10 protein-coding genes, 1 tRNA gene and 2 pseudogenes are annotated in these 15,873 nt (G+C 61.5%); 8 read left to right on the top strand and 5 right to left on the bottom strand.

The features are described 5' to 3' along the window. Positions 1-48: 48 nt before the first annotated feature. Positions 49-1,209 (top strand): radical SAM/SPASM domain-containing protein, encoded by a 1,161-nt coding sequence (locus tag J3R75_RS05835; RefSeq protein WP_307260439.1) that lies wholly within the window; start codon positions 49-51, stop codon positions 1,207-1,209. A 995-nt stretch (positions 1,210-2,204) separates the two neighbouring features. On the opposite strand, the gene J3R75_RS05840 is transcribed toward J3R75_RS05835, so the two are convergent. Further along, positions 2,205-2,327, bottom strand: coding sequence for a hypothetical protein (locus J3R75_RS05840; RefSeq protein WP_307260441.1), 123 nt, complete (start codon positions 2,325-2,327; stop codon positions 2,205-2,207). A gap of 149 nt (positions 2,328-2,476) precedes the next feature. Here J3R75_RS05840 and J3R75_RS05845 point away from each other — a divergent pair. From J3R75_RS05845 to J3R75_RS05855, 3 genes and pseudogenes are all read left to right on the top strand, one after another. Then, positions 2,477-2,986, top strand: a pseudogene (locus tag J3R75_RS05845) (recombinase family protein); the annotation flags it as partial. A 15-nt stretch (positions 2,987-3,001) separates the two neighbouring features. After that, a complete protein-coding gene (locus tag J3R75_RS05850; RefSeq protein ID WP_307265505.1) occupies positions 3,002-3,490 on the top strand; it encodes a recombinase zinc ribbon domain-containing protein in 489 nt (162 codons plus the stop codon). Then, the gene (locus tag J3R75_RS05855; RefSeq protein WP_307260442.1) at positions 3,471-3,863 is read left to right on the top strand and encodes a hypothetical protein; all 393 of its coding nucleotides are present in this window, start codon (positions 3,471-3,473) and stop codon (positions 3,861-3,863) included. Before J3R75_RS05850 ends, J3R75_RS05855 begins: the two co-directional genes overlap by 20 nt. A gap of 357 nt (positions 3,864-4,220) precedes the next feature. On the opposite strand, the gene J3R75_RS05860 is transcribed toward J3R75_RS05855, so the two are convergent. The 3 genes and pseudogenes from J3R75_RS05860 to J3R75_RS05865 form a co-directional block, all read right to left on the bottom strand. Further along, positions 4,221-6,932 (bottom strand): formylglycine-generating enzyme family protein, encoded by a 2,712-nt coding sequence (locus J3R75_RS05860; protein ID WP_307260444.1) that lies wholly within the window; start codon positions 6,930-6,932, stop codon positions 4,221-4,223. A gap of 78 nt (positions 6,933-7,010) precedes the next feature. Continuing rightward, positions 7,011-7,211 (bottom strand): annotated as a pseudogene (locus J3R75_RS19835) (zinc ribbon domain-containing protein); the annotation flags it as partial. A 607-nt stretch (positions 7,212-7,818) separates the two neighbouring features. Beyond that, a tRNA-Ala gene (locus J3R75_RS05865) sits at positions 7,819-7,895 on the bottom strand. A 137-nt stretch (positions 7,896-8,032) separates the two neighbouring features. Here J3R75_RS05865 and J3R75_RS05870 point away from each other — a divergent pair. Continuing rightward, entirely contained in the window at positions 8,033-8,704 is a 672-nt protein-coding gene (locus tag J3R75_RS05870; RefSeq protein ID WP_307260445.1) for a hypothetical protein, read from the top strand. Positions 8,705-9,630: 926 nt separating this feature from the next. Here the strand turns inward: J3R75_RS05870 and J3R75_RS05875 are convergent. Continuing rightward, on the bottom strand, positions 9,631-12,417 hold the full coding sequence (locus tag J3R75_RS05875; RefSeq protein WP_307260447.1) for a right-handed parallel beta-helix repeat-containing protein: 2,787 nt from the start codon (positions 12,415-12,417) through the stop codon (positions 9,631-9,633). 351 nt (positions 12,418-12,768) lie between these two features. Between J3R75_RS05875 and J3R75_RS05880 the strand changes: the two genes are divergently transcribed. The 3 genes from J3R75_RS05880 to panC all read left to right on the top strand — a co-directional run bounded on the left by J3R75_RS05880 (position 12,769) and on the right by panC (position 15,655). Then, entirely contained in the window at positions 12,769-13,935 is a 1,167-nt protein-coding gene (locus J3R75_RS05880) for an SEL1-like repeat protein (RefSeq protein WP_307260448.1), read from the top strand. A 71-nt stretch (positions 13,936-14,006) separates the two neighbouring features. Continuing rightward, on the top strand, positions 14,007-14,819 hold the full coding sequence (gene panB, locus J3R75_RS05885; RefSeq protein WP_307260449.1) for a 3-methyl-2-oxobutanoate hydroxymethyltransferase: 813 nt from the start codon (positions 14,007-14,009) through the stop codon (positions 14,817-14,819). Continuing rightward, entirely contained in the window at positions 14,816-15,655 is an 840-nt protein-coding gene (gene panC, locus J3R75_RS05890; protein ID WP_307260450.1) for a pantoate--beta-alanine ligase, read from the top strand. Before panB ends, panC begins: the two co-directional genes overlap by 4 nt. Positions 15,656-15,873: the final 218 nt, after the last annotated feature.

A 15,873-nucleotide genomic window follows, 5' to 3' on the forward strand; every position in this document is an offset into this window, starting at 1 on the left:
ATTGCGGCGGCGCGGAATTGAGCGGCTGCCCGGGCGGTCGGCGCCGAAGTGCAGCGTGAACGGCCCGGCCTGGCGACCTTGCGCTATATGGCCAAATGGCTTGCCGGTGAAAACCCGACCCGCCATCAGGGGCAATGGGTCTTGAACTCGTTTCTGCCGCCGTTCCCCTCACGGGCATTTGACGCCATGTTCCTGGCTCTGCTTAGCGGTCGCCATCTCAGCCCGGTGTCGGCGTTTCTGGCGATCACGGCGCGCTGCGGTTTCAACTGCCCGCATTGCAGCGCACGGGGGCGGCCTACGGCGGAACTGACCACGACCGCCTGGCTGGACACTATCCGCCAGATACACGAACTGCAAACGGCCATCATCGGCTTCACCGGCGGCGATCCCATCCTGCGCGACGATTTGCCGCAGCTGATCAAAGCCGCTGCGGATGGCGGCTCGGCGACCATTCTCTTTACGACCGGACAGGGCTTTGATGCCGACTGCGCGGAGAAATTGCGGCAGGCTGGGCTCTGGGCGGTCTGTTTCAGCCTGGACCGGGCAGACGCGGCGGCCTGCAATGCGTTCCGTGGTCATCCGCAGGCATTTGCGACGGTCGAGCGGGCCGTCCCCCGCGCCTTGCAGGCAGGATTTTACACGATGCTCGGAGCGGTGGCCACGCCGGATTTTGTTGAAAGCAAGGAATACCTGGCCTTGCAACGCTTAGGCAAGGCGTGGGGAGTGCATGAACTGCGGCTGGTCGAGGGAATGCCCTGCGGCAATTGGCGGCACGCGCCTGATGAGCAATTCCTGAGCAAGCCGCAGATTGACGAGCTGCGCCGTTTTCACGTGGCTGCCAATCGTGCCGCTGCCAAACCCAAAATCTGCGCGTTCAATCAGATCGAGAGCCCCGAATTCTTCGGTTGCGCGGGCGGCACCCAGCATTTGTACATCGACAGCGCCGGTAAAGTCTGCCCCTGTGATTTTACGCCATTGAGTTTTGGCTCAATCAGCGACGAGAAACTCAACGACATCTGGCTGCGGATGAATCGCGCGCTCGGAGATAATCCGCGCCGCGAGTGCCTGATCCGCAAACACTACCGCCGCCTGGGCCAGTGGGTCGCCGACACCGGCGAATATCCCCTCCAACCCGACAACAGCTGCCGCTTTTGCCAAGGAATACAGGAACCCGCATTGCCTGACTATTTCCGGCATCTGCAACGCTGAGGATATGCACTTACCTGCCACATAAACAGCTGAGATACGTTCAGCCTATGCCTATAGTGACCCCCCAATAATTGGCCAGGGCTTGATGTGTAGAAGGCTTTATCCGTTGTCCACCCCGAGGAGCTATCACAGCTTGACGTCTGGGACTCCTGGAAACACCGCTGTAGGTCGCGCTTGTGGCGCTCAAATACAGCACCCGGCAGCACTCGACGGCACTCGACTGCACTCAACGGCAATCGCCCGTAATCGTTGGCGCGCGTCACCTTGGCTATCATAGATCGCGCTTTCTGGTCTGCACGCCATGCCAGACAACAAAGTCGTCCGTCGGCCCATCGGCCAGCGGCGCTTGTGTTTTCGGCTAAAATCCGTCTCTAGCCGTGGTCGCCCAGTTATACGAAACAATGCAGGCAGTTCGCCGCGATCGATAAATTTCGTGGCCTGAGCGTCCGCCTCAAAATGGCCAAATAGAGACCGCAACAGGCGTGCGCAGCGGAAAAAGAGACGCGTTTATAGGCGGAAAAAGCCCCAGGCATATAAACCTCATAAACCAGTGGACTTCTGACCTCGGCTACAGCGCTGAAGGCGCGATCTATGATAGCCCAGGGCAAGCGACGCCAAAGGCGGAGCGCCGCCCTGGGTGGCGCGCCTTTTTTGTTCGTGTTCCTCGGCCTCTTTGGCCCCAGTCGGCGAAGCTGACTGGGGCCAAAGAGGCAATGGAACCCGATATGACGTCTTCACCATCTTGTGCCTTGCGACCTTTGCATTGTATTTTTCGGTCGCCCTTACAGGGCTCATTTTGGATTGGGCCCCTACCCAGGGCGGCGCGCCCTGCGGGCGCTTGCCCTGGGCTATCTTAGGCCGCGCCTTTGGCGCTGAAAACAAATGGCCGCAGGAAAGCCTAATATCAATGGCTGACCGATTTCCCCAGCCGGTTGGCATCACAAACCGCAGCCAAATGGCATCACATTCCGCTGGCTAGCGCCAACACAATCGTTTTACGCTTCTGCGGCCTTCTGCGCCTGCTTCTCCTTCATGCGCCGGAGGACGCTGGCGGCGATCAGGAGTGCTTGCTGCAAGTGAATCGGCAGGTCGGGTTTCGGACGTTTCGGGGCGTTCATGGTACTCTCCTGGTTCAAACGCTAGCAGTACGCCGGTACCTCCGGCGCTGTCCATTTGAATTGCCCACTAAAACCAGGAAAACAAGGCGATAGGCGGGGAATAAGACGACGAGGACTAGGGGACCTCCCTCACGAGGCGGAAGCCCAGAAGAATGTCCCGAAGCATCTGCGACTTCGCCGAGCTGACCAAGTTCTTCGATCAGTACAACGTCAGCTTCTGCTCGGTGACGCAGGACATCAACACCTCGACCTCGTCCGGCCGGATGATGCTGAACATATTGATGACCTTCGCGCAGTACGAGCGTGAAATCATCGGCGAGCGCATCCGGGACAAGTTCGCGGCCAGCAAGCGCAAGGGAATGTGGATGGGTGGCGCGGTCCCGCTGGGCTACCGTGTCCAAGACCGCAAGCTGGTTGTCGTTGACGAGGAGGCCGAGTCCGTACGGCATATCTACCGGCGCTACCTTGACCTGCAATCGCCGAAAAGGATCGCCATCGAGCTCAATGCCAAGGGCCTCAAGACCAAGACCGGCCGCCCGTGGAACAAGGGCAACCTGCACCATATCCTCCGGAACTGCGTCTATATCGGGAAGGTGAGTCACAAGGGCGAAACCTTCGATGGCGAGCAGCCGGCCATCGTGGACCTGGACACCTGGGAAACGGTTCAGCACTTCATGAATGCCACCCCCACGAATACCGACCTGACGCGAAAGTCGGATTACGTGTCGGCCCTCAAGGGGCTGCTCACCTGCGGGCACTGCGGCGGCATGATGACCATGGCAGCTACCACCAGAAAGAACGGGAAGCGCTACTCGTATTACAAGTGCTCTAGGGACTCGCGGCGGGCGGTCTCAAGTTGCCCGGTCAAGCAGGTGGCCGCCACGACGCTTGAGGACGTGGTATTCGAGCAGATCTCGGCGGTGTTCCGTACGCCGGCCATGGCAGCCAGGCTCGCCGGTCTCAATGGCACTGACGCGGGCGGCATGGCCGATGCCCTCGGCAAGCCCTTCTGGGCCGCGGCGACCAGCGTGGAAAAGCGCCGGCTCGTCGAGCTTCTGGTAGAACGTATTCAACTCCACGAGGACAGAATGGATATGGAACTCAAAGCGGAGGGCATCATGGCCCTCAAGGAGCAAATCGACCATGAAAACCGTAACGACTGATCTTCTGCCCAATGGCAACCTGCAGGTGTCGGTGCCGATATGCCTGAAGCAGCATGGCAACGGCAAAAAAGTAATCGTGCCGGGAGCAGATGCCGTCGATCCCAGCCGGCAGGCGTTTCTCTTGGCCGTGGCGCGCGGACGCCGCTGGCAGCGGCTCATCGACGAAGGCAAAGTGGAGAACGTCAAGACCCTGGCGGCGGCCATTGGCCGCGACATCAGCTACGTGGCCCGCATTATCCGTCTGTCCGTACTGGCGCCGGACATCATCGCGGGAGCCATCGCCGGCGAGGATTTCGCCGGCTTGTCCGTCGATTTGGCCCGCAGGGCGATTCCGGACCTGTGGAGCGACCAAAAAGAACTGCTGACACGATGAGGAAACCGTAGCGAGAAAGCCGCTGGCCAAATGGTCGGCGGCAATGATAGTGTTTTCTCCGCAGATTCCGCAGATTGGCGCCGATTTTTTTTAGATTGGCTGCTTGGACATCCAAGGCCCAGCCTGCCACACATCGCGGCGCCAGTTGCCGGATGCGACATGCGCTCGTTACCGGATTGCGGCGTAGGCAACGGCGCCCGCTTGGAAATTCCACTCCGGCCAGGGGGGCTGCCCCCTGGCAACCCCCGCGGGCTCCTGCCTCGTCTCGCCCTGGCAACCCCCGCAGGCTCCGCCTCGCCGGCCTGCCCGGGCGCTCCGGGCGGAGCCCGGTGCTCAGCAAAGCGGCCGGGAATGGCCCTACTGAACTGGCGGCGCGGAAAGCGCCACGCGGAGGCCGCTGTTGCCGTAGCTGTAGTCCGGCCCGCTCCTGCTGCGGTACGCGGAGCGGCAGTACCTGGCGAGGTTGTCCCAGCTGCCGCCGCGGAGCACGCGGCCCGCGCCATCGTCCGTCTCCCGGCCAGCGGGTCCTGCCGGCTGTGCCAAGGTCACCGGCCCCGCCGGATACGTCTCAAACTTGTCCTGGCACCACTCCCAGACATTGCCGATCATATCGTATAGGCACCAGGCGTTGGGCTTGAACTGGCCGACCGCAATGGTGGTCCCTCGATATTCGCCTTTCTTCCCAGCGCCATAGGGGTAATTCCCTCTGAAGTTGGCCATCGACGCGTCCAGCGAATCACCATAGTGGAAGGCCGTCGTCGTCCCCGCTCGGCAGGCGTATTCCCACTCCGCCTCCAGCGGCAGGCGCAGGCCCGAACCGGCCTCTGTGCAGAACGCCTGGCAGTCGTCCCAGCTCACGCGCTCCACCGGCGCCGTCGCGCCGGCATTCGGAAAACCCGACGGATTCACCTTCATCACCTTCTCCCACTGCGCCTGAGTCACCTCGGTCTTGCCCAGGTAGAAGCCCTGCGGAATCGTCACTTGATGCTGGGTTTCGCCACTACTGCGGCCCGTCTCAGTGGTCGGACTCCCCATGGTGAAGGTCCCCGCCGGAATATACACCAGCTCAATGCCGCTTTGCTCGTGGATGATCGCCTGCACCCAGCCCGTGTTCGTGTAGGACTCCGGGCCCGCGCCTGGTGCCAGGCGGAAGCCCTCCGGAACCCGCTGATGGCGACTGGATTCAGCCCAGAGCGCCTTCGCCTCGGCATGTTCGGCATCAAGGGCCAGGGCCTTATCTGCTGCGGCCAGGACCGCCGGCCAGTCCTTTTGGACCTTCGCCGCGCGCGCAACAGCCAAATGCGACTCAATTATGGCAGCATCAACATTCGCCTTAAGCTGTTTCGCCTCGGCATGTTCGGCATCAAGGGCCAGGGCCTTATCTGCTGCGGCCAAGACCGCCGGCCAGTCCTTGTTGGTCATCGCCGTGCGCGCAACAGCCAAATGCGACTCAATTATCGCATTCATCTTGAGCACCTTCGCCTCGGCGTTGGCTGCGTCCAGGGCCAATGCCTTATCTACTGCCGCCATGGCCTCAGCCCAATCCTGCACGTTTATCGCCGTGCGTGACACGGCCATATGAACATTAATTCGTGCTGCGCGTTGGTGCATGAGAACAATAGTGCGGCCACCGGCCAGTACCGCTAGAAACACAATAACAATCATCACCAGTCGCTTTATTTTCTGTCGATGAGAAAGCTGGTCCTGCCGACAATGACGCAACAACCGTTCCGCCTCGGGGTGTCCTTGGTGATAAACCAGAAGCGCCTCGCAGGCAGCTTCCACTTCTGTCCAGCATTTCATAGTCCATGCCTGCTGGGCCTTCCGCAACAACCTTTCAACGGCCGCTTTGGACATCTCTGCCATCTGGGCCAACTCTTCAGCAGCCGTGCTTTCAACATTGAGGGCACTAGCTTGGGTGCAAAGAGCTGAGCAAGCTTCATAGTCGTTCTGGGATAATTTTTCACGGGCTGATGTCAGCAATGCGTCATATTCGGCCTTGAGAGCCGAATAATCTTTCTCCAGCTTCGCCAGTGGCTCCAAGGCAGACTGCATTCGCTGAGCGCAGACGGGATCATCGGCGTCGCCAATACTGTCTTGCAGGGACCACAACAGCGTCAACAGCCGTCCGCAGGAAACGAGCTTACGGTTTTCATACAAAGCCCGGGCGATCGGAATGCCGGCAACGAAGTCGTCCACATTTTTCTTTTCGGCTGCCGCGCCTGCCACCGCTCTCTGGCATAAATCAGCCAGTACCTCAGAATCGGGAAAATCATGCCTGGCCGTCTCTGCCAGCTGCTGCGCTTGTCGCCATCGTCTTAAAGCAATGGCCTTTTCAAGCTCGGCAGCAGTTGCCGTAACCCGCTTTGCTAACTGATCCAGCTGATTGCGGACTTCATTGGCCGTGGCATTTTCCGGGAAGATATCCAAGCATTCTGTCACTGCCTGTGCTGCAACCACATAGTTGTGTTTTTCCATGGCCGTTGCCATAGCGGTGAGTAGCTCATCGCGCCGTTGGAAAGCGGCTGCCGCGCCTGCCACCGCTCTCTGGCATAAATCAGCCAGTACCTCAGAATCGGGAAAATCATGCCTGGCCGTCTCTGCCAGCTGCTGCGCTTGCCTCCATCGTCTTGAAACAATGGCCTTTTCAAGCTCGGCAGCAGTTGCCGTAACCCGCTTTGCCAACTGATCCAGCTGCTTGCGGACTTCAGTGGCGGTGGCATTTGCCGGGAAGATATCCAGACATTCTGTCACTGCCTGTGCTGCAGCCGCATAGTTGTGTTTCTCCATGGCCGTTGCCATAGCGGTGAGTAGCTCCTCCCGCCGTTGCAAAGCGGCCTTGATGGCCGTAGCCATAGTCGAGAGTTGCTCGTCTCGCTGCTGCAAAGCAGTCTTGGCAGCCTCATTCAAGGCGCTGATCTCAGCGAGTAGTTCCTGCCCCTTACCTCCGGGCAGCCGGGCGTTCTTTGGCACATGGCCATATTCATTCGCAACCCGACTCCATTTGTTGTCGTTGCTGTAAGCACGCATTTTCTGCGCACTATCCCGCACGCTCAAGAACGCCTTCACCTCGGTACCACACCTCCCGCAGAAAGGCCTGTGCACCGGGTGTTCGCATTCGCACTCTGGACAAAGACAGGTCAGACCGGCACCGCAGCTGACACAGAATTTCACGCCGTCACGATTGCGCGCGTGACAAGAAGGACAGACGTTGTCGTCAAAGAGACCGCCGGATAGCCCCGAAATGCGCGTGCCGCATTCCGGACAGAATTTCGCCGTATCAGCAATCTCTTTATGGCATTGGGGACAGTGCACCGACGATTCCTCCCTAATTGCTGTAACAGTCACTCAGGCAATCACACCATGCCTGACCATGACAGCAACGCTGTCTCAAATATCGCCCCCACGACAATCATGTCAAATGAATGTAGTACGACGAAAAAATAAGCAGGCGATCCTGGGCCCCAAGCAGCCAGTCTCAAACATCATCTGCGTTAATCTGCGGAATCTGCGGAAAGAACACTACCATGGCCGAAGAGCCCCGGTCGGCGGCGCTTGTGTTTCCGGCTTGAGTTTGTCTCTAGCCGTGGTCGCCCAGTTATACGAAACAATGCAGGCAGTTCTCCGCGAACGCTAAATTTCGTGACCTGAGCGTCCGCCTCAAAACGGCCAAATAGAGACCGCGACAGGCACGCCCGGCGCACAAAGAGACGCGTTTATAGGCGGCAAAAGCCCCAGGCATAGAAACCTCATAAACCAGTGGACTTCTGACCTCGGCTACAGAGACAAGTGCCGAGATTGCCGGCCTGCGGGCGGTCAAAACGGCCCGCCAAGCGGTCTCGGCGGCGCCGGAGGGCGCCACGGGCAAACGCCGCAACACACTGCGTTTACGCCACTTGCGGAGAAAATAAAAACGCCATCGAGTAGCTGGACTCGATGGCGTCGATAAACGGGGTGGTGGAGCATATCGGGCTCGAACCGATGACCTTCTGCATGCCATGCAGACGCTCTAGCCAACTGAGCTAATGCCCCATTTTTTGGAAACAGCTTTACTATAGGGATGCTTCGCTACAAATCAAACAAATCCGTGCTATTTTTTGACTTGGCGTTACTTTTTTTCAACTGGCCGAGACAGCATCGGCCTAAGCCACCCAGAAAGGACCCCTGCCATGAAATCTCACTTCCAGCACTTCCTGTTGAAGCTCGTTTTGGCGGTTGCCGTTGTGGCGCCGATGCTCAGCATTGGCGGCCCCTTGGATGATCGTGACCAGTCGTCGGACCGCGGCGCGGACCTTCGGCCCGAGAAACGCCCCGGCAAGCCCGGTGAGAATGACTTGACGAACGCCCGCAAGAATCCCAAGTTCAAGGAGTTCTTTGCCGCCTACGACGAGATTGTCGGCATGTACCGCGAGCAGCAGGCGCTGGAGACCGCCAATGATCCCAAAGAGGCACGCAAAGCCAAGAGCAAGCTCGAACGGGTCGACCGCAAACTTGAGCGGGCCAAGCGGGACTTTTACAAGATCGCCGAAAAAATCCGCAAGCCATTGGATAAGGACTATGACAAGCTTCAAGAGCGCCTGGATGACTTGGGTAAAAAGGCTGAAGACGCCGAAGCAAAAAAGCAGGAAGACCGCGCCACGAAGTTCTATCAGGAACAAGGCAAGTACACCGGCAGCCATGCCAATCTGAAAAAACAGATCGATCTGATCAATTATCACCTGTTCTTTGATGAATACGAGCCTGAAAGTCTCGCTGATGAGCCAAAGGACGAACTCAAGGATGAGGACAAAGAGGGCGGCAAGAAGGAAAGAGGCCCGAAGAGGCCGAAGGACCGTCGCTGAGCACCACAAGCTGCCACCTGTGAACAAACGCCCCCGTCTGGTCAGTAGTAAGGACCAGACGGGGGCATTTTCGTGTGGTAATCCATCTCTCCAACGAGGAGATAAATTGTGCGGCCAAGATGGCCAGGCCGCCGGGACGGCGGCGGTCCCAGGATGAGGGCCATGCCGCCGGGACGGCGGCGCTCCCAGGCAGATTGCCGCCGGGACGGCGGCGGTCCCAGGCAGATTGCCGCCGGGACGGCGGCGGTCCCAGGATGAAGGCCATGCCGCCGGGACGGCGGCGTGGGATTATGTCCATTGCGTCCATGCTGTCCATAGAGCTCCCCGGTGCCTTGTCGGGAAGCAGGCCGCATGCGCCGGTGCGGGCGAGACGCCCGCACCACAAGCGAATGACGCGCGTGACCGTTCTGTGGTCGAGTGAGGCGCTGGCCTCAGCGAGGGTGCGGGCGAGACGCCCGCACCACAAGCGAATGACGCGCGTGACCGTTCTGTGGTCGAGTGAGGCGCTGGCCTCAGCGAGGGTGCGGGCGAGACGCCCGCACCACAATCGAATGACGCGCGTGACCGTTCTGTGGTCGAGTGAGGCGCTGGCCGCAGCGAGGGTGCGGGCGAGACGCCCGCACCACAATCGAATGACGCGCATGACCGTTCTGTGGTCGAGTGAGGCGCAGGCCTCAGCGAGGGTGCGGGCGAGACGCCCGCACCACAATCGAATGACGCGCATGACCGTTCTGTGGTCGAGTGAGGCGCAGGCCTCAGCGAGGGTGCGGGCGAGACGCCCGCGCCAGAAGCGACGAGGGGCGGCGTGATAATCGGAAGGCGGGCGCCAACGACACATGACGCTGATGGGCGGCGCGACGATGCGGGCGCGCCCGCACCCGAGTTTTGCCAAACTCCATGCCGCCGGGACGGCGGCGCGCACCTGCTCAGGGCTGGAGTTCGATGATGCCGGCGGCGGCGACATTGTAGGAGTAGCCGCCGGTGGGGGCCCACATCAGCCACAGATTGTCGTCGCCTTTGCGGACGGTCAGATTGAAGGCCAGGCGATTGTTGCGCGCGGGGTCGAGGCCGAGCGACGCGAGAGGAATGGCGATTTCCGCCTGCCAGAGATCCGGCCGGGGGCGCGTCGCCGCATATAGGAACATCGGCGACGCCGGTGCCATGCTCGGCTCAGCGGCGCCGTCCTTGGCAATCCTGTGTTCAATCACGCCATTGCCATAGCTGCGGAAGATATGAATGGGCTGTGCAGGGGCGGGGGGGAGCGCCTGCAGGCTGCATTCCACGGCATCGTAATCGCCCCAGGTGGCACCGTCGAGTTTCGCGGTAGCCGCAACGGGATTGGTCACTGCCACGTAGAGGAATTCGCCATCGTGGCTGAGCCAAGCGGAGCTGCTGCGGGCGGCGGCGGCACCATTGTAGTTCTTGGCGAGGGGCATGGCATCGGCGGCGAGGCGGCCGGCCCATTCGTCGGCCTCGATCACGCCATTAATTGCGGGCGCGGCGTTCGTCCGGCGCACCTTATACAACGGTGGGGTGCCGGCCGGCGGCGCTGGCCGCGCGGGCGGCGCCGCGCGTTTGGGCAGCGGCGGCAGGGGGCGTGGGGGCTCATGCGTCCAGGGCACCGGCGTCACCACGGGGCGCAGGGCATCGACGTAGAGGCCCATCTTCGCAAAGGGCGGCGCCTGGAAACCGGGGATGCGCTGGAAGACAGCGGCAGCGGCCTTGAAGCGGAAATCGCCCTTGGCGATATCTTCGAAGCCGGGATCGTCGTCGGTCTGCCAGTTCGAGTCATCGAGCTGCCAGTTGCCACTGCTGGGCTCGGCGCTCATCACCAGCAGGTTGCGCTGGGCGCGGTTCACACGCATGGCACTGGGCTGTGCGTCCATGAAGCCGACCAGCGCGGGGTAGCGTGTGATGTAGGGTTCGCTGGTAATATCGACATCCTGCAGCAGGCGTTTCTGCCACAGTTCGGATTCGACGTAGGTCCGCCAGCGCTGGTCATTCCAGGGTGATGATCCCAGCGGGCGCTTGCACTCGATGAAGACGTTGTCGGTGGCTAGATTATCGTGGCCACCGTGGGAGAACACCGTTCCGAAGTTGCCTTTACCGGGCTCGCCGCAACGGAAGAAGACATTACCGACGACCTTTTCGCCGCCATCGCCGTCATCGAAATAGATGGCGGCATTGCCGTGTCCCAAGGGGCGGCCGATGTTATACCAAAAATTATAGCGCACGACATTGCCGCGGCAGGACGGATTGCGGCCCTTGTAGAGCGCCCCGGCGTCATCGGCGGCCAAGCAGACATCGTGGACGACATTGTATTCGAAGACATGATCATTGCCGGACAGACTGATGGCCATGTGCGGTGCGTCATGGACGCGGTTATGGCGGGCGTTGTTGCCGACGCCGCGGAGCGCAATGGCCGATGCGTAGGTCAATTGATGCACGGCGAAACGCCAAATGTGGCAGTTTTCGATTACGTGCCCGGCGGGCGTCAGCGTCTTGCGGTCGCCGCCAGTGACATTGACGCCGCCCGTGCCCGTGTCGTGGACATCGCAGCCGACCACCCGCGCCGCGTTGCCGCCGTTGACACGGATGCCCTCGCGCTGCTGGTTGCGCACCACGCAGCCCTCAACGCGGAAGTCGTCGCAATCGTCTGCTGATATACCGACCTGCCCTTCTTCAATGACCAGTCCCTGCAGGTATACATGCGGCGTCTTGCTGAAGTGCAGAACTGAACCGCGCAGCACCGTGATGGCCAGGCGCGCCGTCGCTGGCGGGGCCGGCGGCCAGCAATACAACCGCTTGTTCTCGCAGTCGATGGTGTATTCGCCGGGCCGGGTCAATTCTTCCAGCAGATTGACCGCGCGCCAGCGCCGAGGCGAGGGGTTTCCCTGGCGCAGGCCGTATTGATGGCCGCGACTGAGGGTGATCTGTCGCGTCGCGGTGTCGATGTTTGCGACTTTGAGCACCTGCTCATACCAATCGAAACACCAGTACCCATGCAGCCACAGCCCACGGTCGGCATGCCAGCGGGCCGGCCTATCCCCGCTGTACTGGAAAATACCGCCACGGTCCTCGACCTTCCTTGCCTTGCTGGGATTGGCTGCATCGAATGCCCCGCCAGAACTGAAGGTGGCGCCGCTGTCGATGATCTTCTCGATAGTCGCCCAGCCATCCTCCGGCCAACAAGCCAGGTCCATACGTTGCCCATCGCAGTAGAGCTCCGGTAGGGCAAAGGGCATGCGGAAGCGCTCCTCGATCTTCGTCGGCAGGGCAATTCCCGCTGCCGCCAGATCGACCGCCAGAATGTGGTCGACCGCTGCCGGGTCTATGATCGCCCGCAGCGCCGGCGCCGTCACCGGTTGAAAAAGCTCGGGCGCGAGCCGGCGCGAGCCGGACAGGCGCGCGGTGCCGGGCTCGGCGGCCCGGATCAGCAGCGGCGAGGCCGCCGAGCCGCCGTCCTGCTCGGCAAAGCGCACGGTTGCCGACAGCTCGTAGAGGCCCGGCAGCAGCACAATTTCGCCGCCGGGAGTGCCTGTAGCTTGTGCCTGTTCGCGCAAGACGTCGCGAGCCCGGGCCAGCGACGCCAGGGGTGCGTTGCGGCTGCCGTCGCCCTGATCATTGCCCTGGGGACTGACGTAGAGCGTCACGGCATGACTGGAAACGGCGGCGCAGAAGATGATGCCAATGGCACAATGGCTGATTTTCATGGGCTACCTCACGGCTGAAAGGAGTGTTCGGAGGGTGGTTCCGGCTGCGTTTGCTGGTCCACGCAGCTCGCAAGGCCAATTGCAGTGCATGGGTAAAGAGGTTACAGTACATCAGCCTTGCGCGGAAAACTACCACCCGACTTTCCCCCCCCAACATCTGCAGGTCCTGCGCGTATGATTCACACCTCTCGTCTTGCCCTTTTATGCCTTCTTGCCGGCGCCCTGCTCTGCGGCTCCTGCCGCTCAGTATGGCCATTCAACCGCAAAAAATTGCTGCCCACCCCTGGCGGGGAAACCGAAACCACGGCCTCTAAATTGGCGAAGCCGCCCCCAGAAAAAGAAAAGCCGGCGGTGTCCATCGACAGGCTGGAAAAAGTCGCCAAGGCCGGCAATCCCAACGCCCAGCTGGCGCTGGGCAAAATTTATTTTGAAGGGCGTGCCAACGTCAAACAGGACTATGTCGAGGCCATCCGTTGGTTCACGATGGCAGCTGAAGCCGGCAATGGCGCGGCGATGTTCAATTTGGGGATATGCTATGAGAACGGGGTCGGGGTGGCCATGAATCCGACTGCGGCCTACGACTGGTACCGGAAGGCCGCGGATAGCGGCGTCGCGGAGGCGCAGGGCAAAGTCGCGGCCATCGCCGAGATGCGTGGTGACTACCAGAGCGCGGTGAAGTACCTGCGTCTGCGTGCCGATGCGGGTGACACCATCTGCCAGCGCAAGCTGGGCGTGTACATTCTCAACGGCATCGGCACCAACGCCCCCGCGTCCGAAGCGGTTACGTACCTGCTCAAAGCGGCTCGCAAAGGCGATATCCGCGCGCAAGTGTATCTGGCCGACTGCTACCAGCGCGGCAATGGCATCGAACGCAATTACTACGAGATGTTCAACTGGCTGACTCTGGCGGCGCAGGAAGGCGATCCCGAGGCCCAGACAAAGCTCGGTTACTGCTACCAGCGAGGCATGGGCATCTCCAGAAACACCGACCAGGCCGCAGCTTGCTACCAAAGCGCCGCCAACGCCGACTACGCGCCGGGAATCGTCGCCCTCGCCAGTTGCTACCTCGAAGGCTGCGGCGTCCCCCACGACCTCACGAAGGCCGTTGAACTCATGAAGAAAGCGGCCGAACTCGGGGACGAGATCGGCGAATACCAATACGGCATGGCGTTGCTCAGCGGTACCGGCGTCGAAGCCAATCCGGGCGAAGCCTTCACCTGGATCGAACGCAGCGCACAACAGAATTTCACTGCGGCCATGCTGCAAGTGGCCACACTCTATGAAGAGGGCATCGGCACCAGCAAGAACGATGGCGCGGCCCTGCACTGGCTGAGCAAGGCCGCAGATATCCGCAACCCCGAGGCCATGTACCGCATGGCCATGTTCCTGCTGGAAGGCCGCGCCACCCCCAAAAACCCCAGCCGCGCTAGAGAACTGCTCGACATGGCGGCCAAGTACGAGCACCCGAACGCTGCCACGGCCTTGAAAACGTTTTTCCCGGACAGCGCCACGCCTTGAGCGCTGGCCCTATCACCATTGACCGGGTTGCCACCCAATCGGCAGCCCGCCCTTGCAGAAGGAGTACTGACATGGACAATCCCGTGCGCAAAGTCACGGTCCGCGATCTCAGCAAAAAAAAGGCCGCCAAAGAGATGATCGTGACCATCACGGCCTATGACGCCATCATGGGCCGACTGGCAGACGAAGCCGGCTGCGATCTGATTCTGGTTGGCGATTCCATGGGCAACACCGTCCTCGGCTACCAGAACACCATCCCCGTCACCTTGGCCGAGAGTCTCATGCTCACGGCGGCGGTCTGCCGCGGCGTCAAGCGGGCCATGGTCATCGGCGACATGCCCTTCATGAGCTACCAGATCAACGGCGACGAAGCCGTCCGCAACGCCGGCCGTTATCTCAAGGAATGCGGCGCGGACGGCGTCAAGCTCGAGGGCGGGCGGGTCATGCTGCCGGTCATCAAGCGGCTGGTCGAAGCCGGCATCCCGGTTTTCGGACATATCGGCCTGCTGCCGCAGTCGGTACTCAAAGACGGCGGCTACCGCATTCATGGCCGCAGCAGCAACGAGGCCGCGGCGCTCCTTGACGACGCCCTTGCCGTCCAGGAAGCCGGCGCCTTCGCCGTCACCCTCGAAGGCATCCCCGCGCCACTCAGTGCGCAGATCAGCGAACAGCTGAGCATACCCACCATCGGCATTGGCGCCGGCCCGCACTGCGATGGCCAGATCCAAGTCATCACTGACCTCCTCGGCCTCGGCGGCGCTTTCCTGCCCCGGCACGCCAAACTCTACGCCAAATTGGCCGACACGGTGCGCGACGCCATTGGCACCTACCGCGAGGACGTCTGCGCCGGCCGCTTTCCCGGAGAGGAGCACAGCGCCAAATGATCATCCTCCGCAGCATCGCCGATACCCGCGCCGCCCTTGACTCCTGGCGGCGACGGGGGCAGACCATCGCCCTGGTGCCCACTATGGGCTACCTCCACGAAGGTCATATGTCGCTCGTGGACGAAGCCAAAAAACGCGCCGACCGCGTCGTCGTCAGCATCTACGTCAATCCCACCCAGTTCGGCCCCAACGAAGACCTGGACAAATATCCGCGCGACTTCGCCCGCGACGAAGCCTGCTGCCGGGCTCGCGGCGTCGACGCCATCTTCTATCCCGACAACGCCGTCATGTACTGCCCGGACCATTCCTGCTGGGTCACGGAAGAGAGTCTGTCGCAGACCATGTGCGGCGCGGCCCGGCCCGGGCATTTCCGTGGCGTGACCACGGTCGTCCTCAAGCTCTTCAATATCACCCGCTGCGACGTGGCGATCTTCGGCCGCAAAGACGCGCAGCAAGCGTTGATCATCTGCCGCATGGTGCGTGACCTGAATGTGCCGGTCGAGATCGTCGTCGCGCCTTTGGTGCGGGAACCAGACGGCCTGGCCATGAGTTCACGCAACAAGTACCTCAGCGACGACGAACGGCGCCGCGCCCTGAGCATCGCCAACGGCCTGAACCAGGCCACCGCGCTCTTCGCCGGCGGCCAGCGCCAGGCCGCCGCCCTCTGCGACCTGGTCAAGACCGGCATTGCCAACGCCGGCGGCAACATTGACTACGTGGTCGTGATGGACCGCGACAGCCTCCGCCCGCTGGCGACCGTCGACCGCCCGGCCGTCCTGGCCGTCGCCGCCTTCTTCGGCAAGACCCGCCTCATCGACAATGTCTTCCTGGACTGAAAAAACGAGCGCGGCCAGCAACCGGTGCTGCTGGCCGCGCCGTGGCTGTCCCCCGTGCGTTTCCGTGGAGTTGGCCAATACCCTGACGCCGTGTGATACGAAATCGATCGGCCATTGATAACGGCCAGTCCTGGGGGACGCCTGGGACCGGTGGGACTGATTGGCGGCGGCGCTGGGGCGAGGACTCACGACTCATGAGGCATGATCCCATGGATTGG

This window comes from Oligosphaera ethanolica (genome assembly GCF_030814695.1).
GTDB lineage: Bacteria > Verrucomicrobiota > Lentisphaeria > Oligosphaerales > Oligosphaeraceae > Oligosphaera > Oligosphaera ethanolica.

What these genes read in the sequence shown, in the direction of transcription:
- J3R75_RS05840 (WP_307260441.1), bottom strand. Translation starts at nt 2,327, where the DNA reads ATGAACGCCCCGAAACGTCCGAAACCCGACCTGCCGATTCACTTGCAG.
- J3R75_RS05850 (WP_307265505.1), top strand. Translation starts at nt 3,002, where the DNA reads ATGAATGCCACCCCCACGAATACCGACCTGACGCGAAAGTCGGATTAC.
- J3R75_RS05855 (WP_307260442.1), top strand. Translation starts at nt 3,471, where the DNA reads ATGAAAACCGTAACGACTGATCTTCTGCCCAATGGCAACCTGCAGGTG.
- J3R75_RS05870 (WP_307260445.1), top strand. Translation starts at nt 8,033, where the DNA reads ATGAAATCTCACTTCCAGCACTTCCTGTTGAAGCTCGTTTTGGCGGTT.
- J3R75_RS05875 (WP_307260447.1), bottom strand. Translation starts at nt 12,417, where the DNA reads ATGAAAATCAGCCATTGTGCCATTGGCATCATCTTCTGCGCCGCCGTT.
- panB (WP_307260449.1), top strand. Translation starts at nt 14,007, where the DNA reads ATGGACAATCCCGTGCGCAAAGTCACGGTCCGCGATCTCAGCAAAAAA.
- panC (WP_307260450.1), top strand. Translation starts at nt 14,816, where the DNA reads ATGATCATCCTCCGCAGCATCGCCGATACCCGCGCCGCCCTTGACTCC.